Raw genomic sequence first — 19,390 nt, forward strand, 5'->3', positions numbered from 1 at the left:
AGCCCGGTGAGGGAGTACTCGACCTTGGGCGGGACGTGGTCGTAGACCTCGCGGTGGACGATGCCGTCGGCCTCCAGTTCGCGCAGCTGCTGGGCCAGCACCTTTTCGCTGATCTTCGGCAGTTCCCGGCGCAGTTCGCCGAACCGCCGCGGGTGCTCGGCCAGCGCCCACAGCAGCAGTACCTTCCACTTCCCGCCGATCACGTCCACGGCGGCGTCCAGACCGCATTCGTACGGACCCTTGCGCGCGCTCATGTGCCCTGCCCCCTGAAGTGGTCCTGGCCGAAAGGTGATTGCAGGTCATTATCGGCGGGGCCGGGTGGCAGGCGGGAGCCGGTCGTCACAGGCCCTGGGCCGCCATCCATTCCGGGGCGGGCTCGATGTTCTGGAGCACCTCGATCAAGGTGCCCTCGGGGGCCCAGACGCAAGCCGAGGAGCGCGCCGCCGGTCTCCTGGGTGCGCCATCCCTCGGGGCGTAACCACTCCGTTCGTAGTGCTTCAGTTGTACTCTATACGTAGTGGTTGCAAGGGGTTTTCGGGAATTCGAGGAGGTGCCGGGAGATGGTGCGTAACCCTGAACGGCGTACGGCCCTGGTGGACGCCGCGATCGAGGTGCTGGCGCGGGACGGCGCGCGCGGGCTGACCTTCCGGGCCGTCGATACGGCCGCGGCGGTGCCCAACGGGACCGCGTCCAACTACTTCGCCAGCCGCGACGATCTGCTGGCCCAGGTCACCGGCCAGATCCACCAGCGCATCGCCCCCGACCCGGACGAGGTCGCCGAGGTGATGGCGGCGCCGCCGAGCCGGGAGCTGGTGGTGGAACTGATGCACTGGATCAACCGCCGGGTGACGGAGAACCGTACGGGCTATCTGGCGATGCTGGAGCTGCGCCTGGAGGCGACCCGGCGCCCCGAGTTGCGGGCGGAGCTGACCCAGGTCATGCGCGCGACGCTCGAGGAGAACATCCGCTTCCACGTGGAGGGCGGACTGCCCGGTGACCGTACGGCCGTGCTGCTGAACTATCTGGCGATGACCGGGCTGATGCTGGAGCAGCTGACGCTGCCGGGTGCGGTGCCGGTCGAGGAGACGGACGGGCTGATCTCCGCCCTGGTCGAGCGGACGCTCGGCCCGGACGGCGCGTAAAGGGCGTAAGGCGCCCACCGGGCGGCCGGCCTATGCCCCGTACGGCCGCGCCAGCCGGGCCTCCCTGAGGGCCACCGCCCACCAGGTCAGCTGCCCGAGCAGGGCGTCGGCGGCCTTCGCGGCCGGGGCGGGGTCGCGCAGCGCGCCCTGGTCGTCGAAGAGGCTGCCGGCGAGCGGGAAGCTGACCGTCTCGCGGACCGTGGTGGCGTGCAACTCGGCGAAAATCAGCCGGAGTTGCTCGACGGCGCGCAGGCCGCCCGAGATGCCGCCGTACGAGACGAAGCCCACCGGCTTGGCCTGCCACGGGCGGTGCAGCAGGTCGATCGCGTGCTTGAGCGGGGCCGGGAAGGAGTGGTTGTACTCCGGGGTGATCACGACGAATGCGTCCGCCCACTCGACCCGCTCGGCGAACGACGCGTACGCCTCGGTGCCGCCGCGGAGCTCGTAGGGGCGGATGGCGTCCAGGTCGATGACGTCGATGTCGATGTGGGGGTGGCTCTCGGCGTGCCGGGTGAACCAGTTCGCGATGACGGGCGCGAACCGGCCCTCCCGGGTGCTGCCGACGATCACGGCGAGGGTGTAGCGGTGCTCGGACATGTGGGGCCCTTCCTTGCGCGGCGGTGTTGCCGACGGGGCCCGACGCTAGGACCTCAAGCAATGTTGAGGTCAAGGCGCCTCACTTCTCGCCGAAGAGCTCCAACAGTTCCGTCTTCTGGAACATCCGCGCCGTGTCGATCGCCGAGGGCGCGCCCGCCGCCGGGTCCGCACCGTGCGCCACCAGGACCCTGACGACCTCGTCCTCGCCCTTGAAGACCGCACCGGCGAGCGGCGTCTGGCCCCGGTCGTTGGTGCGGTTGGCGTCGCCGCCGCGCTTCAACAGGGCCTCCACGGTGGCCGCGTGCCCGTGATAGGCGGCGAGCATCACCAGGGAGTCGCCCTTCTCGTTCGTCAGGTTGGCGGGCACGCCCGCGTCCACATACGCAGCGACGGTGTCGGTGTCACCGTGCCGCGCCAGGTCGAACACCTTGGCCGCGAGCTGGAGCACCTCGGGGTCGTGCGCGTGCTCGATCGCCTCGGGCCCCTGCGGCTCGGAATTCGCGTCGCTCATGGTCGCCGGCCTCCTGCTGTGGTGGATGGTGCCCCGGCGTACGGGAGGTACACCGGGGCACTCGTGCGCTGTGGTCTGTCCTCGCCACCTTATGCAGGCCAGGGGCCATGGGGCAGCGGCCGTGGCCACCGTTTCGGCAAGGATCCCGCGACGCCTCCGGGCCGGCCGGAACGTCCTGGTCAGAAGATGTCCGGGCACCACGGCCGGCGCGCCGTGTGCAACAGCGTGTCGGCGGTGGCGAGCGCGCCCGTACGCTCCTCGCGGATCCGGCCCAGTGCCGACAGCCGGGTGGCGGCCGCGTCGCCCAGCGAGAGCGCGGCCAAGTCGCCGACATCCAGGGTGAGTTCGGCGGTACGGGTGGTCGGCGTACAGGTGGCGCCGTCCGGGGTCGCGTCCAGGAGGAAACGGCCGCCGGCCAGTCCGGCGCGGTCCTCGACCTCCAGGACGAGGGTGCCCGCCACCGGGTACGTACGGGACTCCAGCAGGCGGGGAACGTCCAGCGGGCGCAGCCACAGATAGTCGGACTGCTCCTGGATGACCGCCGCCCGTGTGTTGCCCAGGAAGTGCGGCAGCGGATCGTCGGGTGCGCGGAGGCCGGTGTCGACGTGCTGCACCCAGTCGATCGAGCACAGGAACTGCCACAGGGCCCGCTCGGCGGCGGGCGAGGTCGCGATCAGACGCTCGACGCGCGCGGTGGTCTCCGGCTGCTTGGCCTCCCAGCGCATGTCGTGCCGGTAGCTGACCAGGCCCTCGATCCCGCCGGACGGGGAGCGGTACGCGGCGTGGTGCACGTCCGCCGACGAGTCGGTGAACACCTGCACGGCGCCGGTGGCCCGCTGCCACCACTGGCTGCTGCGCGATACGGCCCCCGCCACCTGGACGCGGAAGCGGTCGTGGAGGCCGGGCCCGAACGTGCGGACCTCCTCCGCGGTGACGAAGTCGATCCGCCCGCCGCACTCCGGGGCGGCATGCCGCGGGTCGAGCCCGGACCGGGCCGCATCGATACGCCACCTGGACGTCCAGGTGGCCGGCCCGTAGCCGAACCGCCCGTAGATCGGATACTCGGCGGCGATCAGCGTGGAGACGGCATCGCCGCGCTCCTTGGCGGCCCGCAGGTCGTTCGCCATCATCCGGCTCAGCAGGCCGCGGCGGCGGTGGGTGGGCGAGACGGTCACGGCGGAGACGGCGTCGGAGGGCAGCACGGCCCCGCCCACCACCGTCAGCTCCTGCGCGAAGCTCCGCAGGGTGGCGACGCAACGGTCGCCGTCGTACGCGGCCCAGGTCCGTTCCGGGTCGTAGGTCGCCCTGAGGAACTCGACCTCCTTGTCGGAGGCAGCCGGTGGGCCCAGAAAGCCCGTTGTCACGGCCACGATCCAGTCGCGGAGGTCGTCGTCGCTGATCGTGCGGATCTTTAAGTCCATGGCGGCACGGTAGACAGGCGGGGAGCGGAACGTCGCGCGGATTTCGCCTTTCCGCGCGACTCGCAGCCGAGCGGCGATTGCCGGACCCTCGCCGCGGCCCCCGCCGTCAGAAGGCCGCGCGGATCTCGCCCACCCGCGCCCCGCCGCCCAGCAGCGGCACGTCCTCGATCCGCTCGAGTACGGGGTCGGCGATGCCCATCTGGCGCAGGACGCGGGCCAGCACCGGGCCCAGGGTGCGGGTCGCGCCGTCGTCGATCTTGAAGGCCAGGGCCCGGCCGTCGGGCAGGGCCAGCGCCTGGACGGCCTCGGCGCCCATCTTGGACAGGGTGCCGGGCAGGGCCCGCATCAGCCAGGTGTCGGGGCGGCGGGTGCCGGCGACGTACTCGGGGTGGGCGCGCATGGCGTCCGCGACCCGGCGCTCCGGGGTACCGGGCTCGGCCACGACGAAGTGCCGGAAGGCGCGGGCCAGGCCGGTCAGCGACAGGGACATCAGGGGCGCGCCGCAGCCGTCCGTGCCGATGTGGGCGACGTCCTCGCCGCTCGCCGCCCGTACGCCCTCCAGGACCAGCTGCTGGAGCGGGTGGTCCTGGTCCAGGTAGGAGTCGAGCGGCCAGCCGTTGAGGGCGCTGGCGGCCAGCATGGCGGTGTGCTTGCCGGAGCAGTTCATGACGAGCGGGTCGCGGACGTTGCCCGCGGCCAGGTAGGCCTCCGCCTCCGCCGGGTCCAGCGGCAGGTCCGGCGGCGTCTGCAGCTGCTCGGCGGTCAGACCGTGCTCGGTGAGCATGCTCCGTACGAGAGCGAGGTGGAAGGCTTCCCCCGAGTGGCTGGCGGCGGTCAGCGCCAGCCGCTCGTCCGCCAGGTCCAGGCCTGCGCGGAGCACGGCCGCTGCCTGCATCGGCTTGTTCGTCGAGCGGGGGAAGACGGGGGCGGCGCTGTCGCCGAGCGACCACTCCACGCTGCCGTCGGCCGCCAGCACCACCAGAGAGCCGCGGTGGCGGCCCTCGACGAAGCCGGAGCGGACGACCTCGGCGAGCACGGGGGAGGAGGATGACTCCGGGGACCGTGCGGGCACCGGGGCGGATACCGAGTCGGATGTCGAGCCGGATATCGGAGTGGGGGAGGTCATCGGAGGCCTTCCGGAGGATGAGGAGAACCTGGGTCCCAGAGCTTGTGGCCCGGTCAGGACAGCAGGTCGTCGACTTGTGCTTCGCCTTCACGGTACCTGCGGGCAATCTCCCCGCTGCAATCGTCGGCCGTGTGCTGCAGCGACTGGCGGCGCCGTGAGATCTGGCGCTCGTAGCGGATCAGCCGCGCCATCGCCGCATGCAGCTCCTCGTCCGTTCGGGCGCCCAGGTCGGACAGCTCCACCTCGCCGAGCATCTCCTCGGCCAGCTGCCGGTACTCCTCGCTGTGCGGCGTGCCCAGCGTCACATGCCGGGCCGAGGAGCGATGCCGCGACGGGACGTCCGTGAGGATCTCCGGGAGGCGGTCCAGCAGCGGCGAATGCGGCGTGGTCCGATGGGCGATCTCGGCCCGCAAAATGTCGATCCGGCCCTGCAGCAGTCGCCGCAGATAGCTCAGATCGGCCTCCTCCTGCTGCGAGTCCCGCCGTACCACCCGCAGCTCGGGCAGGGTCAGCCCGGACAGGTCGGGCGGGGCGACGGGGCGGAAGCGGTCGCGCTGCTGCGGCGGGCGGGGGTGCTGCGCCTGGCCTGCCTGGGGCATGGGGTCGTCCTCCGTGCGGGCGGGCTCGATACGAGCTGTTGCCGTGGTCGTCAGGGCGGTGGGCGGCGTGGGAGCCGGTGGCGTACGCGGGGTGGGCGGCGTGGGAGCCGGTGGCGTACGCGGGGTGGGCGACTCCGGGGCGGTCGGTCTCGTACGGCCGGCCGACGGCGCGGGCGCGGTCGGTGTCGTACGGGCGGCTGGTACGGGACCGGGTGTCTGCCCGGAGCCGGCAGTGGTCATGAATCGTTCCGTCCCCTTGTCCGGTGCGGCATCCAGGGCATGTTGTCCGTGAAACGCACCACGTGCACGCATCGTGCCACTCTGGGCGGTCCGTGTGCAGGGCAAGGGCACCCGTTCGGCCCCTGTAGGGGCACGGCCGTCCGAACGCCGCGGGCCGCGCGGCATGATGGCCCGTATGCGAGCTGTGGTGCAGAGAGTGGACGGCGCACGCGTCGAGGTGGCGGGCGAGACGGTCGGGGAGATCGTCGGGGAAGGGCTGTGCGTGCTGGTGGGGGTCACCCACGAGGACACCCGCGAGAAGGCGGCACAGCTCGCCCGCAAGCTGTGGTCGGTACGGATCCTGCAGGGCGAGAAGTCCTGTTCGGACAACGGGGCGCCGCTCCTGGTGATCAGTCAGTTCACTCTCTACGGTGACGCCCGCAAGGGCCGCCGCCCCACCTGGAACGCGGCCGCCCCCGGCCCGGTGGCCGAACCCCTCGTCGACGAGGTCGTCTCCCAACTCCGCGCCCTGGGCGCCCACGTGGAGACCGGCCGCTTCGGCGCGGACATGAAGGTGTCACTGACGAACGACGGGCCGTTCACGGTGCTGGTGGAGGTCTAGGGCCTGTCCGATGGGTCATGGCCGCGCGGCGGAGGCCGAACGCGCACGTCGGCCCCCGCCGGACGGCGCTACGGCTCGACCACGACCTCCTGTGCCGCCGCCGTCCCGCCCGCCATCAGCTCCGCGTCCACCGGGACGTTGCGCTTGACCAGGGCGAGGGCGATGGGGCCGAGTTCGTGGTGGCGGGCCGAGGTGGTGACGAAGCCCAGCTGGCGGCCCTCTTCGCCGTCGGCGGCCAGGCGTACCGGGGTGCCGTGCGGGGGAAGATGGACCTCGCTGCCGTCCAGGTGGAGGAAGACCAGGCGGCGCGGCGGCTTGCCCAGGTTGTGGACGCGGGCGACGGTCTCCTGGCCGCGGTAGCAGCCCTTCTGGAGGTGGACCGCGGTGCCGATCCAGCCCAGCTCGTGCGGGATGGTGCGGTGGTCCGTCTCCAGGCCCAGGCGGGGGCGGTGCGCCTCGACGCGCAGGGCCTCGAGGGCAAGGATGCCGATCGCCGGGCCGTTGACCGCGGCGAAGGATTCCAGGTCGGCGCGGGGCAGGAAGAGATCGCGGCCGTGCGGGGTCTCCCGTACGGCGGCACCGTCGGGCACCTCGGAGATCGACCCCGCCGGCAGGTGGACGACGGCGATTTCCTCGGTGCGGTCGGCGACCTCGACCCGGTAGAAGAACTTCATGCTCTCCAGGTAGGCGATCAGCGCCTCCTGATTGCCGGGCTCGGTGTGCATCCAGGTCGTCTCGCCGTCGTCGACGAGATACACGGCATGCTCGATATGGCCGTGCGCGGAGAGGACCAGCGCCTCGGTGGCCTGGCCGGGCGGCAGCTCGCTGACGTGCTGGGTGAGCAGCAGATGCAGCCAGCTGAGCCGCTCGGGGCCGGTGACGGTGACCACGCCGCGGTGCGAGAGATCCACGAAACCGGAGCCGTCGGCGAGGGCGCGTTGCTCCCGGAAGAGATCGCCGTAATGCGCGGCGACGCCTTCGTCGGGGGCCTCGGCGGGAACGGCACCGGGCAGCGACAGCAGAGGGCTCTTCATGGAAGCCAGCCTACGGCGCCGCTACGCGTCGTTCCGAGTGGCCTTCTCGGTGCAGGCCGCACATCGCCCGAAGATCGCGAAGTGCTTCATATCCGTATCGAAGCCGAATTGGCTGCGCAGTTGGGACGTCAGGGCGTCGGCCACCGACAGGTCCGCCTCGATGACGTCCGTGCAGTCCCGGCACACCAGGTGCAGGTGATGGTGCCGGTCGGCCAGGTGGTACGTCGGCGAGCCGTGCCCGAGGTGGGCATGGCTGACCAGGCCGAGTTCTTCCAGCAGCTCCAGGGTCCGGTAGACGGTGGAGATGTTCACGCTGCCGGCCGTCTTGCGTACCTCAGTGAGGATGTCGTCGGGGGTGGCGTGCTCCAGTCTGTCCACGGCCTCCAGGACGAGCTGGCGCTGCGGGGTCAGGCGGTACCCGCGCCTGCGGAGGTCGCTCTGCCAGTCGGTGGTCACCACAAGGCCAGTATGAAGTGTTCTCCCCGTGAGGGCGAAGATTCCTGCAGCAGGGTCGACTTACCGCTGCCATTGGGGCCGACGAGCCCGACCAGCCGCCCGCTGCCGGCCTCCAGGGTGATGTCGTGGACCAGCCGTCGCCCGGCCACGTCCACGGACAGTTCCGCGATGTCGATCCGCATCAGCCACCGCCTCCGAAGCTGTAGCCGCGCCGCCGCATCAGCAGCACGAAGCAGGGCACGCCGATGACGGCGGTGAGCACGCCGACCGGCAGTTCCACGGGCGCCAGCAGCACCCGGGAGAGGAGGGCCACCCACACCAGCAGCACCGCGCCCAGCAGCGGCGCGACGGCCAGGACCCGGCGGTGGTCGGCGCCGACCAGCATCCGCGTCACATGCGGCACCATCAGCCCGACGAAGCCGATCGCGCCGCTGACCGCGACGACCGCCCCGGCGACTGCGGCGGTCACGACGAACAGCTCGCGGCGCAGCCGCTCCGCGTCCACCCCGAAGGCGGCGGCGGTCTCGTCGCCCATGGCCAGTGCGTTCAGCCGGCCGGCGGAGAGCAGGAGGTGGGCCGGCGCGGCGGCCACCGCGGCCGCGGCGAGCGGCACCGAGGCCCAGCCCGCCCCGCTCAGGCTGCCGAGCAGTCACCTCAGCGCCGAGCGGGCGGCCTCGCCCCGGTCGGCGGTGAACACCATCAGCGTGGTGATCGCGGAGAAGCCGTAGTACATCGCGGAGCCGGTCAGGACGAGCCGCAGCGGGGTGAGCCCATGGGCCGTACGGGCGGCCGCGTACACCAGGGCCATGGCGATCAGCGCGGAGACGAATGCCGACACCGACAGCGCCCAGATACCCAGCGCGCCGAGCGCCCCGAAGAGGAGGACGGCGTTGGCGCCGACGGCCGCGCCGGAGGAGATGCCGAGGACGAAGGGGTCGGCGAGGGCGTTGCGGACCAGCGCCTGGACGGCGACGCCGATGGCCGAGAGCCCGGCGCCGACGACGGCCGCCGGCACGGCCCGCGGGAAACGCAGCTCCCAGACGATGGTGTACGCGGCGACCTCGTCGGGCGCGATGGTGCCGCCGGTGAGCCCGGCGCCCAGATACCGCAGCACCTGTGGCCAGCCGGCCCCGGCGGCGCGGAGGCCGGAGCGGCGGCCCGGCGCGAGGGAACGGCGTCCCCTCGCAGTCCACGGCGAGTTGTCAGGATCGGCGCCGCCGCGGGCGATCGGGCTTACGGAAGGGGGCTTCCGCTTCACCGTTGCGGGTCAGCGCCGGACTCTCACCGGACTTCTCCCGCGGGGCGCGTCGTTCTGTGGGGTGACCGGGTGGTGCCGGTCGGCTCAGCCCTCGTAGGGCGTGCCGTCAGGGCGGAAGAAGGAGACCCCGTCCGGCATGTCGTCGGGCAGGCTCTCGGCCCACTCCTTCAGATCGGCGACCTTCTTCAGGTGCGCCGACATGTACGGGCGCAGCGGCACGTCCGGGGTGGCCTTCTCGCCGACCCACATCAGGTCGCTGTTGACATAGCCGTAGAGCCGCTTGCCACCGCTGTACGGGCCGGCCGCGGCGGTGCGCGCGACGGCGTCGGTGGCCAGGTCGATCTGCGGCTTCTGGTGGGCGAGCTCGCCGTACCAGACCTCCACGATGCCCTGGTCGCGGATCATCACGACCTCGACCTTGCGGCCCTTGTCGATGCGCCAGTAGCCGCTCTCGGTCTCCAGCGGGCGGACCTTCTTGCCCTCGCCGTCGAGCACCCAGCTGTGCGAGGTGTACTCGAGGAAGTCACGGCCGTCGTGGCGGAAGGTGACCTCCTGCCCGAAGTTGCACTTCTCGGAGCCCGGGAAGTCGGCGACGCCCGCGCCCTCCCAGGTGCCGAGGAGAAAGGCGAGGGGCACCAGGGCCGGGTTCAGGTCGGACGGAATCTCGATCATGACAGCTCAGGCGATCTATAGACGTGGAAGGAGGTTGTTCAGCGCTGGCCCTGGTACAGCTTCTTCCAGGTCAGGCCGGCGAAGGCGATCACGCCGACGGCGACCAGGACGAGCAGGGTGGTGAAGACTGCCTCAAGCACGAGCGCGCTCCTTGGGCGGATGGTGTATCGGACCGACTGCGAGTCTAGTCGTCGCCGGTGGCCGCGGCGCTGTGAGGTCTGCCGCCAGGCACCGGCGGCCTACTCTGGCCGTATGGCGAACAGGCTCGTGATCAAGGTGACGGCGGGCGCGGATGCGCCCGAGCGGTGCTCGCAGGCGTTCACGGTGGCGGCGATGGCGGTGGCCGAGGGCGTCGAGGTGTCGCTGTGGCTGACCGGGGAATCGTCGTGGTTCGCGCTGCCGGGCCGGGCGGCCGAGTTCGAGCTGCCGCATGCGACGCCGCTGCCGGAGCTGATCGACGGGATCCTCGCGGGCGGCGGGGCGATCACGGTGTGCACCCAGTGTGCGGCCCGGCGCGGCATCGAGCCGAAGGACCTGATCGACAAGGCGGGCATGGCCGGCGCCCAGGTCTTCGTCAGCGAGATCATGCCGGAGGGCGTGCAGGCGCTGGTGTACTGAGCGGGTGCGCAGCCGCCGTCATTGCGGGTGCTGCTCGTCGTCCCGGTCGTCCCGGTCGTCCAGCTCGCGCCACCAGCGGTCGGACTCCGGGTCGCCGCACTCGTCCCACCAGCGTTCGCCGGGGTCACGGCGGTTGCCGATGATCGCCGCGACCGGCGGGATGACCATGGCGACGAGGCACATGGCCACCGCGGCCGGCACGGACCACAGCCGCACCACGCTCCACGCCAGCAGGAACAGCACCAGGCACACGCCCATCAGCAGGAAGTACCTGCGATGGCGGCGTTGGGGCGCCGACAGCCGGCGGTGCGTGGACATAACTCCACGGTAAATCCGCGACCGGACGGAGAGAAGTCCGCGGCCACCGCGGCCCCGGCAGCACGGAGGGCCGCACCCCGGCCAAGGCGTCCAAACCCCTGGGGTGCGGCCCTCTGGCCTGGGGGCACCTCCCAGCGTGAGCTGGGGGAGAGTGCCGTGTGTCAGATGGCGATGGCGACCTCGGCCAGGCCGCCCTGCTGGGCGACGACGGTGCGGTCGGCGGTGCCGCCCGGAACGAGCGCACGCAGCGTCCAGGTGCCCTCGGCCGCGTAGAACCGGAACTGGCCGGTGGCCGAGGTGGGGACCTCGGCGGTGAACTCGCCGGTGCTGTCCAGAAGGCGGACGTAACCGGTGACGGGCTCGCCGTCGCGGGTCACCTGGCCCTGGATGGTGGTCTCACCGGGCTTGATCGTCGAGGCGTCGGGGCCGCCTGCCTGTGCTCCACACATAGGGGTACTTCCTTGAGGGGTAAGGGAGAAGCTTCGGTTGTTACTTGTTGGCGCCGAGCTCGATCGGCACGCCGACCAGCGAGCCGTACTCGGTCCAGGAGCCGTCGTAGTTCTTGACGTTGGTCTGGCCCAGCAGCTCGTGCAGCACGAACCAGGTCAGCGCGGAGCGCTCACCGATCCTGCAGTAGGCGATGGTGTCCTTCGCCAGGTCGACGGACTCCTCCTGGTAGAGGGCCGTGAGCTCGTCGTCCGACTTGAACGTGCCGTCGTCGTTGGCGTTCTTCGACCACGGGATGTTGCGGGCGCTGGGCACGTGGCCGGGGCGCTGCGACTGCTCCTGGGGGAGGTGAGCAGGCGCGAGCAGCTTGCCGCTGAACTCGTCGGGGGAGCGCACGTCGACGAGGTTGAGGTTGTCGATCGCGGCGACGACGTCGTCACGGAAGGCGCGGATGGAGGTGTCCTGGGCCTTCGCCTTGTACTCGGTGGCCGGGCGGTTGGGGACCGCGTCGCCGTCGACCAGGTCGCGCGAGTCCAGCTCCCACTTCTTGCGGCCGCCGTCGAGCAGCTTGACGCTGTCGTGGCCGTACAGCTTGAAGTACCAGTAGGCGTAGGAGGCGAACCAGTTGTTGTTGCCGCCGTAGAGGACGACGGTGTCGTCGTTGGCGATGCCCTTGGCCGACAGCAGCTTCTCGAAGCCCGCCTGGTCGACGAAGTCACGGCGCACCGGGTCCTGGAGGTCCTGCTTCCAGTCGATGCGGACCGCGTTCTTGATGTGGTTCTTGTCGTAGGCCGAGGTGTCCTCGTCCACCTCGACGATCACGACCTTCGGGTCCTCGAGGCGGGCCTCGACCCAGTCGGCGTCTACGAGGACGTCGCTACGGCTCATGTTCTTCTCCTCCGGGGCAGTTGCGGGGGGCAGTGGCAGATTGCCCGCGGGTACGCCGTGTATGCGCTGTGGCACCCGTACGACCTGATCTGTACGGAGCGGTGCTGCGCGCGGCGCTGCGCGGGGACAGGCAGGGGAACGGCCCGAGGGCCGAGACGGGGAGCGGAAGTCCCGTCAGGCAGGGCGACAGAGCATGGCGGCGACGCGGCACAGGTCGACTGCCCGCCGCTTCGTCAGTACCGCCTGCCTCCGTGGACGGAGACGGCTCAATGCGCTCTGCATGGCACCGATCGTAGGGACGGACGGCCGGGCGTGTCACCGGTGCCTCAAATACTGAGACGCGATTGTCCGCGATATGGGATGCGGTGCCGTGGGGGAGGGGTGCGGGCGGGGCCGCGGCGTCCGGTGCGCGGGTGGGGGGTCTGGCGTACGGACAGTGTCGTCTCAGTAAATGGACGCCGCGGGGGCCCGTCCGGTCAGCTGGGGATCTTGACGTTCGTCCCCGAGGCGGTGAGCGAGACACCCTTCGGCGTCGTCACCACCTTGTCCAGCTTGAGGTTGCCGGGCAGCTGGTCCAGCTTCCACTCGTGGTCCGTCTGCGAGCGTACGCCCGACTGGCAGGCGGGGAGGGCCTTGCACATCGCCGGGATCTCGTCGGCCCGCAGCGTGACGGTGTTGCCGGTGACGGTGAGGGAGCCGGTCACCTCGAGGGAGCCGACGAGCGGCAGGTTCGGCGAGATCTTCACCTGGCTGCGGCCGTTCTTCTCGCCGGCGTAGCTGATCTTGACGCCGCCGCCGGCCGCCTTGGTCAGGTCCGCGTACGAGATCTGGGCCTTCCCGGTGGCCGAGGCGGCGCTCTGGATGGAGGTGTAGTCGCTGCCCAGCGCGACGTCGTGGAACTGCGCGCTCAGCTTCTCCACCCGCAGCGTGCGCCCGTCGGCGCTGGCCGACATGCCGCCGAGCTCGGCGTCCACCTCGGTCAGGTTGCGGCCGGCGATCTGGGTCAGGAACGGGAAGCCCTTGATCGAGACCTCCGGGGTCTTCTCCAGGCCCTGACTGCTGCGGATCTTGTCCGCGGCCATCCCCTCGGCGTAACTCACCGCGACGCGGTCACCGACCACGAACAGCACGCCGAGTATGACGACGATGAACAGCAGCACCTTCAGTGCACGCATCGAACCACTACCCCCACACAAGGGCCGGACGCCCGGCCGTGTCATCGGTGCAATCGGCACAGGCCCCCTGCCTGTGCACCGGGGAGCCTAGACGAGGACGTACGGCGAACGCGCCCGGCCGCCGCCGGGAGCGGCGATCTCTCCCGGCGGACGGCCCGACTTGTGCGGACCCGTCCTGGGCTCTGGCGTCAGGGCCCAGGCTCTGTCGTCAGGGACTAGCCCAGCGCCCGGCCCAGGACGTACACGGCGGGCGCGGCGAGCGCGAGCGGCAGCGCCACACCGGCCGTCATGTGCACAAACCGCGACGGGTAGTCGTAGCTGGCCACCCGCAGGCCGATCAGGGCGCAGCCGCCGGCCGCCAGGCCCAGCAGCGCGCCGGCCGGCCCGAAGCCGGTCAGCTGGCCGGCCCCGATACCCGCGCCCGCGGCCGCCAGCAGGGCGACGGCGATCGAGACGACGGAGGGCAGCCGCAGCGCGCGGGCGAGCGTTGCCAGGGCGACCGCGGCGGCGCCGACCGTGACCGCGCGCGGGGCGGCGGCCAGGTGGCCGGAGGCGAGCACCGCGAGCGCGGTCGAGGTGAGGCCCGCGGTCAGTGCGTACATCCGCTCGTCGGCGCCGCTGCGGTTGCGCAGCTGGAGGACGAGGACGAACGCACACCACACGCCGAGCGTGCCGATGGCGACCAGGGGCGCGTCCGAGCGGTCGGTGGCCAGCAGCGCGACGGTGGTGGTCAGTCCGGCGAGGAACGCCAGCGCGATGCCCTGGCGGGCGGGCCACATGCCGTTCAGCCGGAACCAGCCGGCCGCCGTGACCGCCTGCAGCAGCACCACCGGTACGGCGAGCGCCGGCCGGCCCAGCGGCGCGGTCAGCGCGAGCAGCGCGGCGAGGGCGACGGTCAGCGCCGCCGGCTGGATCCCCGGCGGGATGATCGGCGAGCGGCCCTCGGCGCGGGCGCGCTGGTTGGGCGCCATGTGGGCGGTGGACACGGGCGTGGGAGGCGGCGGGGGAGTGGCGTCGGGCCGGGGCGGCTGCGGGTGCTGGCGGGCGTCCGGCTCCTGGGGCGCCAGGGGGGTCTGGTGGTGCTGGGAGGGGACGTGCGCGGGGTCCACGGGGGGCGGGGTGCCGAACGCGTCCGGTGTGCCGTACGCCTCCTGGCCGTATCCGTCGCGCCCGTACCCGTGCTGCTGCTGCGGGGCGGGGTCGTACGGCTGCGGCGGCTGCGGGCCGTACGGGGGCCCGTACGGGGCCTGCGGCTGGTACCCGGGGTACTGCTGCGGCTGGTTGTCGCTCATGTTCGTGTGCTCACCCTCCGGCGAACGGGGGAAGGACCTCGACGGTGCCGCCCGGGGCCAGCGGCACCGCCGCGTGGTCGCGGGTGCCGACCGGGTTGCCGTCCACCAGGAAGGAGCAGCGCAGCAGGACCCGCGCGAACTCCGGGTTCGCGGCGTGCGCGGCGCGCGCCGCAGTCAGCGCCTCGGCGAGCGTCGCCGCCGTATAGGGCTCCTCGGCCGTGCCGGCGGCGGCTTTGGCCGCGGCCCAGTAGCGCACGGTGCCAGTTGTTGTCACGGCGGCCTCTTCATCGCGTCGGTTCGTCGAGTCGGATCTCGAGTCGGTTCGTCGAGTCGGTCGTCATCGTTGCCGCCTCCATGATGGCGTACGCGGCGACCGGGCCGGCTCCGGTCAAGGCCCCGCAAAAGGCTCGGGGGTGGCCCGCGTAAACCCGGATATTCGATTGCTGAAGGCAATTTTTCCCATAGGCTCAGGGGGTGTTGGTTCGACTAGCGCGGGCGCATCTGCGGCCCCACAGGCGCTCGATATCCCTGATCGTGCTGCTCCAGCTGATCCAGACGCTGGCCAATCTCTACCTCCCCACCCTCAACGCCGACATCATCGACAATGGTGTCGTCAAGGGGGACACGGGCTACATTTTCCGCCTGGGCGGCTTCATGATCGCCGTCACCGTGCTGCAGGTCGTGTGCGCCATCGGGGCGGTCTATTTCGGCGCCCGTACGGCCATGGCGCTGGGCCGGGACATCCGCGCCGCCGTCTTCGACCGGGTGCAGTCCTTCTCCGCCCGCGAAATGGGCACCTTCGGCGCGCCGTCGCTGATCACCCGTACCACCAATGACGTCCAGCAGGTCCAGATGCTGGTGCTGATGACGTTCACGATGATGGTCTCCGCGCCGATCATGTGCATCGGCGGCGTGCTCATGGCGCTGAACCAGGACGTGACGCTGTCGGGCACGCTCCTGGTCATCGTCCCGGTCCTTGCGATCTTCGTGTCCCTGATCGTGCGCCGGATGCGCCCGCTGTTCCGCGGAGTGCAGACGCGTATCGACACCGTCAACCGCGTGCTGCGCGAGCAGATCACGGGCATCCGTGTCATCCGCGCCTTCGTCCGCGACCGGCACGAGCGCGAGCGGTTCGCCGGCGCCAACACCGATCTCTACGACATCTCGCTGCGCGCCGGCCGGCTGATGTCGATGATGTTCCCGCTGGTCATGCTGATCGTGAACCTCTCCAGCGTGGCCGTCGTCTGGTTCGGCGGGCTGCGCATCGACAGCGGCGACATGCAGATCGGCGCGCTGACGGCGTTCCTCAGCTACCTCATGTACATCCTGATGTCGATCATGATGGCGACGTTCATGGTGATGATGCTGCCGCGCGCCGAGGTCTGCGCCGAGCGCATCCAGGAGGTGCTGGGCACGGACACCAGCGTCGTCCCGCCCAAGAACCCCGTCACCGAGCTGCGCCGCCACGGCGAACTGGAGCTCCGTAACGTCGAGTTCCGCTTCCCGGGCGCCGAGGAGCCGGTCCTCAAGGACATCTCGCTGACCGCCCGCCCCGGCGAGACCACCGCCGTCATCGGCTCGACCGGCGCCGGCAAGTCGACCCTGCTCGGCCTCGTACCGCGGCTTTTCGACGCCACCGGCGGCACGGTCCTGGTGGACGGCGAGGATGTGCGCACCCTCGAGCAGGAGACGCTGGCCACGGCCATCGGCCTGGTCCCCCAGAAGCCGTACCTCTTCTCCGGCACGGTGGCCACCAACCTCCGTTACGGCAACCCGGACGCCACCGACGACGAGCTGTGGCACGCCCTCGAGACCGCCCAGGCGCGCGAGTTCGTCGAGCGGATGGAGGGCGGCCTGGACGCCGCCGTCGCCCAGGGCGGCACCAATGTCTCCGGCGGGCAGCGGCAGCGGCTCGCCATCGCCCGTGCGCTGGTCCGCAAGCCGGAGATCTACCTCTTCGACGACTCCTTCTCCGCCCTCGACTACGCCACGGACGCCGCGCTGCGGGCCGCGCTCTCGCGGGAGACGGACCGGGCCACCGTGGTGATCGTCGCCCAGCGGGTCTCCACGATCCGCGGCGCCGACCGGATCGTCGTGCTGGACGAGGGCCGGGTCGTCGGCACCGGCACCCACGCCGAGCTGATGGCCGGCAACGAAACGTACCGGGAGATCGTGCTCTCCCAGCTCACCGAGCAGGAGGCGGCGTGACCACCGCGGACAAGAAGGCGGCCGCCCCCGAGGCCCCGGCGGCGTCCAGACGCGGCCCCGCACCGATGGCGGGGCCCGGCCGGATGATGGGCGGTCAGCCCACCGAGAAGTCGATGGACTTCAAGGGCTCCGGCAAGCGGCTGCTGCGCCAGATGCGGCCCGAGCGCGGCGTCATCGGCTTCGCGCTGCTGCTCGGCGTGCTGAGCGTGGCGCTGACCGTGACCGCACCCAAGATCCTCGGGCACGCCACCGACCTGATCATGGCCGGCATCATCGGCCGCCGGCTGCCCGAAGGGATCAGCAAGGCCCAGGCCGCGGCGCAGCTGCGCGCCCACGGCCAGGGCGGGCTCGCCGACATGCTCAACGCCATGCCGGTCGTCCCCGGCCATGGCATCGACTTCGGCGCGGTGGGCATCTTCCTCCTCTGGACCGCCCTGATCTATGTCGCAGCCTCCCTCTTCAGCTTCCTCCAGGCCCGGATCGCCACCCGCGTCGTCCAGCGGGCCGTCTTCCGGATGCGCGAGCAGGTCGAGGAGAAGCTGGCCCGGCTGCCGCTGAGCTACTTCGACAAGCAGCAGCGCGGCGAGGTGCTCTCCCGGGCCACCAACGACATCGACAACATCCAGCAGACGCTGCAGCAGACCCTCAGCCAGATAGTGACGTCGCTGCTGACCATCGTCGGCGTCCTCGCCGTGATGTTCTGGATCTCGCCGCTGCTGGCCCTGGTCGCGCTGCTCACCGTCCCGCTCTCCGTCCTGGTGGCCACCAAGGTCGGCAAGCGCGCCCAGCCGCAGTTCGTCCAGCAGTGGAAGACGACCGGCAAGCTCAACGCGCACATCGAGGAGATGTACACGGGCCACTCCCTGGTCAAGGTCTTCGGCCGGCAGAAGGAGTCCGCCGAGTGCTTCCGTGAGCAGAACGAAGCGCTCTACGCCGCCGGGTTCAAGGCCCAGTTCATATCCGGGATCATCCAGCCCGCGATGATGTTCATCGGGAACCTGAACTACGTCCTGGTGGCCGTCGTGGGCGGTCTGCGGGTCGCCGCCGGCGCCCTGTCCATCGGCGACGTCCAGGCCTTCATCCAGTACTCCCGCCAGTTCAGCCAGCCGCTGACCCAGGTCGCCTCCATGGCCAACCTCGTCCAGTCCGGCGTCGCCTCCGCCGAGCGGGTCTTCGAACTCCTCGACGCCAAGGAGCAGGACCCCGATGCCGGGCGCCCCGCCCGCCCCGACCACGTCACCGGCCGCGTCGCCTTCGAAGAGGTCTCGTTCCGCTACGAGGAGGACAAGCCCCTCATCGACGGCCTCTCGCTGAGCGTCCACCCCGGCCAGACGGTCGCCATCGTCGGGCCGACAGGCGCCGGCAAGACCACACTGGTCAATCTGCTGATGCGGTTCTACGAGGTCCGCGGCGGCCGGATCACCCTCGACGGCGTCGACATCGCCGCCATGTCCCGCGAGGAACTCCGCGCCAACATCGGCATGGTCCTCCAGGACACCTGGCTCTTCGGCGGCACCATCGCCGAGAACATCGCCTACGGCGCCCCCGAGGGCACCTCCCGCGACAAGGTCATAGAGGCCGCCCGGGCCACCCACGTCGACCGCTTCGTCCGCACCCTCCCCGAGGGCTACGACACCGTCATCGACGACGAGGGCAACAATGTCTCCGTCGGCGAGAAGCAGCTCATCACCATCGCCCGGGCCTTCCTCGCCGAACCCGCCATCCTCGTCCTCGACGAGGCCACCAGCTCGGTCGACACCCGCACCGAGGTCCTCATCCAGCACGCCATGGCCCAGCTCCGCACCGGCCGCACCAGCTTCGTCATCGCCCACCGGCTGTCCACGATCCGCGACGCGGACGTCATCCTCGTCATGGAGTCGGGCTCGATCGTCGAACAGGGCAGCCACGACGGGCTGTTGGCGGCCGGTGGCGCCTATGCCCGGCTGTACGCGGCGCAGTTCGCGGAGGCGGTGGCGGAGCCGGAATAGGGCGTGGCGGACCGGGTGGCCATGTCCTGGAGTGAGGCCGAGTCGGCGGACGGCGACGGGATGTTCCGCGGCTTTGCCGGGCCCGACGGTCAGCGATAGCTGCGGATCAGCCGCGCCAGGTGGCGCCCCGCGATGCGCAGCGGCTCGTCGTCGCGCAGGACCTGGGCGCTGACCTCGGCGCCGCCCAGGGTGTTGATGACCGTCGCGGCCAGTTCGCCGGCGTCCGGGTCGGCGATGCCGCAGGCGCTGAGCTTGTCGTGGACCACGGCCTGCCAGCTCTGGAAGGCGGCGGCGCAGACGCGCTGGATGTCGGGGCTGGTCCCGCTGGTCTCCAGGGCGGTGGTGGTGACCGGGCAGCCGTCCGCCCAGTCGGAGGCGCGCAGCGCGTCGGCGAGGCCGTCGGCGAGGGCGAGGACCGCGTCGGCGGGGTCGTCCACGGCGCCGAGGGCCGCGCGGAGCAGTTCGAGGTACTCCTGGTCGCTGTGCTGGATCGCCGCGATCGCCAACTCCTGCTTCCCGCCCGGGAAGAAGTGGTACACGGAGCCGAACGTGGCCTGCGCCTCGCGGGCGATCTGCTTGATTCCCGTTCCCTCGTACCCCTGGTGCTGGAGCAGCCGGGCGGCGGTCTCGAGGATGCGGTCGCGGGTGCCGAGCGCGCTGCCGTCCTGGGCATCGGGGGAGTCCTGGGTCTTGTGCATGGCCCCACTGTAAGGGACTAGAGCGGTCGTTCTAGAGCTGTGTTAGGTTCCTGTTCGCGGCTCTAGATAGAGCGTTCGTTCTAGTGATTCCACGACGTTCC

Annotated in this window: 22 protein-coding genes, 2 pseudogenes and 1 riboswitch; of the genes and pseudogenes, 5 read left to right on the forward strand and 19 right to left on the reverse strand. The window is 71.1% G+C overall.

Annotation, left to right across the window (positions count from 1 at the left end):
• Positions 1–254: helix-turn-helix domain-containing protein (locus AB0D04_RS33420; protein ID WP_362711045.1), on the reverse strand; the 254-nt coding region annotated here is incomplete at its 3' end.
• A 306-nt stretch (positions 255–560) separates the two neighbouring features.
• Here AB0D04_RS33420 and AB0D04_RS33425 point away from each other — a divergent pair.
• Entirely contained in the window at positions 561–1,142 is a 582-nt protein-coding gene (locus AB0D04_RS33425) for a TetR family transcriptional regulator (protein ID WP_362711047.1), read from the forward strand.
• 30 nt (positions 1,143–1,172) lie between these two features.
• On the opposite strand, the gene AB0D04_RS33430 is transcribed toward AB0D04_RS33425, so the two are convergent.
• The 5 genes from AB0D04_RS33430 to AB0D04_RS33450 form a co-directional block, all read right to left on the reverse strand.
• Entirely contained in the window at positions 1,173–1,739 is a 567-nt protein-coding gene (locus AB0D04_RS33430) for an NAD(P)H-dependent oxidoreductase (protein WP_362711049.1), read from the reverse strand.
• 79 nt (positions 1,740–1,818) lie between these two features.
• Positions 1,819–2,250, reverse strand: a complete 432-nt coding sequence (locus AB0D04_RS33435) for an ankyrin repeat domain-containing protein (RefSeq protein ID WP_362711051.1) — start codon at positions 2,248–2,250, stop codon at positions 1,819–1,821.
• A gap of 179 nt (positions 2,251–2,429) precedes the next feature.
• Positions 2,430–3,671 carry a GNAT family N-acetyltransferase gene (locus AB0D04_RS33440; protein WP_362711053.1) on the reverse strand — a complete coding sequence of 414 codons (1,242 nt, stop codon included), beginning with the start codon at positions 3,669–3,671 and terminating at the stop codon, positions 2,430–2,432.
• Positions 3,672–3,777: 106 nt separating this feature from the next.
• Positions 3,778–4,797 carry an asparaginase gene (locus tag AB0D04_RS33445; RefSeq protein WP_362711055.1) on the reverse strand — a complete coding sequence of 340 codons (1,020 nt, stop codon included), beginning with the start codon at positions 4,795–4,797 and terminating at the stop codon, positions 3,778–3,780.
• A 53-nt stretch (positions 4,798–4,850) separates the two neighbouring features.
• Entirely contained in the window at positions 4,851–5,396 is a 546-nt protein-coding gene (locus AB0D04_RS33450) for an ABC transporter substrate-binding protein (RefSeq protein ID WP_362711098.1), read from the reverse strand.
• A gap of 415 nt (positions 5,397–5,811) precedes the next feature.
• On the opposite strand from AB0D04_RS33450, the gene dtd reads away from it, so the two are divergent.
• On the forward strand, positions 5,812–6,237 hold the full coding sequence (dtd, locus tag AB0D04_RS33455; RefSeq protein ID WP_362711056.1) for a D-aminoacyl-tRNA deacylase: 426 nt from the start codon (positions 5,812–5,814) through the stop codon (positions 6,235–6,237).
• A gap of 68 nt (positions 6,238–6,305) precedes the next feature.
• On the opposite strand, the gene AB0D04_RS33460 is transcribed toward dtd, so the two are convergent.
• From AB0D04_RS33460 to AB0D04_RS33480, 5 genes and pseudogenes are all read right to left on the reverse strand, one after another.
• Positions 6,306–7,271 (reverse strand): folate-binding protein, encoded by a 966-nt coding sequence (locus AB0D04_RS33460; protein WP_362711058.1) that lies wholly within the window; start codon positions 7,269–7,271, stop codon positions 6,306–6,308.
• 21 nt (positions 7,272–7,292) lie between these two features.
• Positions 7,293–7,730 carry a transcriptional repressor gene (locus AB0D04_RS33465; RefSeq protein WP_362711060.1) on the reverse strand — a complete coding sequence of 146 codons (438 nt, stop codon included), beginning with the start codon at positions 7,728–7,730 and terminating at the stop codon, positions 7,293–7,295.
• 41 nt (positions 7,731–7,771) lie between these two features.
• A pseudogene (locus AB0D04_RS33470) lies at positions 7,772–7,909 on the reverse strand (ATP-binding cassette domain-containing protein); the annotation flags it as partial.
• Positions 7,909–8,955: pseudogene (locus AB0D04_RS33475) on the reverse strand (iron ABC transporter permease). The pseudogenes AB0D04_RS33475 and AB0D04_RS33470, both read right to left, overlap by 1 nt.
• A riboswitch (cobalamin riboswitch) is annotated at positions 8,953–9,022 on the reverse strand. (Overlaps the previous pseudogene by 3 nt.)
• 47 nt (positions 9,023–9,069) lie before the next feature.
• Entirely contained in the window at positions 9,070–9,657 is a 588-nt protein-coding gene (locus AB0D04_RS33480) for an FABP family protein (RefSeq protein WP_362711062.1), read from the reverse strand.
• 252 nt (positions 9,658–9,909) lie between these two features.
• Here AB0D04_RS33480 and AB0D04_RS33485 point away from each other — a divergent pair, with 252 nt between their 5' ends.
• Entirely contained in the window at positions 9,910–10,275 is a 366-nt protein-coding gene (locus AB0D04_RS33485) for a DsrE family protein (RefSeq protein WP_362711064.1), read from the forward strand.
• A gap of 18 nt (positions 10,276–10,293) precedes the next feature.
• Here the strand turns inward: AB0D04_RS33485 and AB0D04_RS33490 are convergent, their stop codons facing one another.
• The 7 genes from AB0D04_RS33490 to AB0D04_RS33520 form a co-directional block, all read right to left on the reverse strand.
• Positions 10,294–10,593, reverse strand: a complete 300-nt coding sequence (locus AB0D04_RS33490) for a DUF3099 domain-containing protein (RefSeq protein WP_362711066.1) — start codon at positions 10,591–10,593, stop codon at positions 10,294–10,296.
• 161 nt (positions 10,594–10,754) lie between these two features.
• Positions 10,755–11,042, reverse strand: a complete 288-nt coding sequence (locus tag AB0D04_RS33495) for a DUF1416 domain-containing protein (RefSeq protein WP_362711068.1) — start codon at positions 11,040–11,042, stop codon at positions 10,755–10,757.
• Positions 11,043–11,082: 40 nt separating this feature from the next.
• Complete coding sequence (locus AB0D04_RS33500) at positions 11,083–11,928, reverse strand: sulfurtransferase (RefSeq protein ID WP_362711069.1); 846 nt, start codon at positions 11,926–11,928, stop codon at positions 11,083–11,085.
• Between the two features lie 174 nt (positions 11,929–12,102).
• Complete coding sequence (locus AB0D04_RS33505) at positions 12,103–12,210, reverse strand: putative leader peptide (protein ID WP_362711071.1); 108 nt, start codon at positions 12,208–12,210, stop codon at positions 12,103–12,105.
• Between the two features lie 194 nt (positions 12,211–12,404).
• Positions 12,405–13,103, reverse strand: coding sequence for a DUF2993 domain-containing protein (locus tag AB0D04_RS33510; RefSeq protein ID WP_362711073.1), 699 nt, complete (start codon positions 13,101–13,103; stop codon positions 12,405–12,407).
• Positions 13,104–13,318: 215 nt separating this feature from the next.
• Positions 13,319–14,395 (reverse strand): hypothetical protein, encoded by a 1,077-nt coding sequence (locus AB0D04_RS33515; protein ID WP_362711075.1) that lies wholly within the window; start codon positions 14,393–14,395, stop codon positions 13,319–13,321.
• Positions 14,396–14,405: 10 nt separating this feature from the next.
• Positions 14,406–14,651: a MoaD/ThiS family protein gene (locus tag AB0D04_RS33520; protein WP_362711099.1), complete on the reverse strand. Its 246-nt coding sequence runs from the start codon at positions 14,649–14,651 to the stop codon at positions 14,406–14,408.
• Between the two features lie 218 nt (positions 14,652–14,869).
• Here AB0D04_RS33520 and AB0D04_RS33525 point away from each other — a divergent pair, with 218 nt between their 5' ends.
• On the forward strand, positions 14,870–16,603 hold the full coding sequence (locus AB0D04_RS33525) for an ABC transporter ATP-binding protein (RefSeq protein ID WP_362711077.1): 1,734 nt from the start codon (positions 14,870–14,872) through the stop codon (positions 16,601–16,603).
• A gap of 86 nt (positions 16,604–16,689) precedes the next feature.
• The gene (locus AB0D04_RS33530; protein ID WP_362711101.1) at positions 16,690–18,591 is read left to right on the forward strand and encodes an ABC transporter ATP-binding protein; all 1,902 of its coding nucleotides are present in this window, start codon (positions 16,690–16,692) and stop codon (positions 18,589–18,591) included.
• A gap of 89 nt (positions 18,592–18,680) precedes the next feature.
• On the opposite strand, the gene AB0D04_RS33535 is transcribed toward AB0D04_RS33530, so the two are convergent.
• Positions 18,681–19,289 carry a TetR/AcrR family transcriptional regulator gene (locus AB0D04_RS33535; protein WP_362711079.1) on the reverse strand — a complete coding sequence of 203 codons (609 nt, stop codon included), beginning with the start codon at positions 19,287–19,289 and terminating at the stop codon, positions 18,681–18,683.
• Positions 19,290–19,390: the final 101 nt, after the last annotated feature.

Source organism: Streptomyces sp. NPDC048483, assembly GCF_040651455.1.
Lineage (GTDB): Bacteria > Actinomycetota > Actinomycetes > Streptomycetales > Streptomycetaceae > Streptomyces.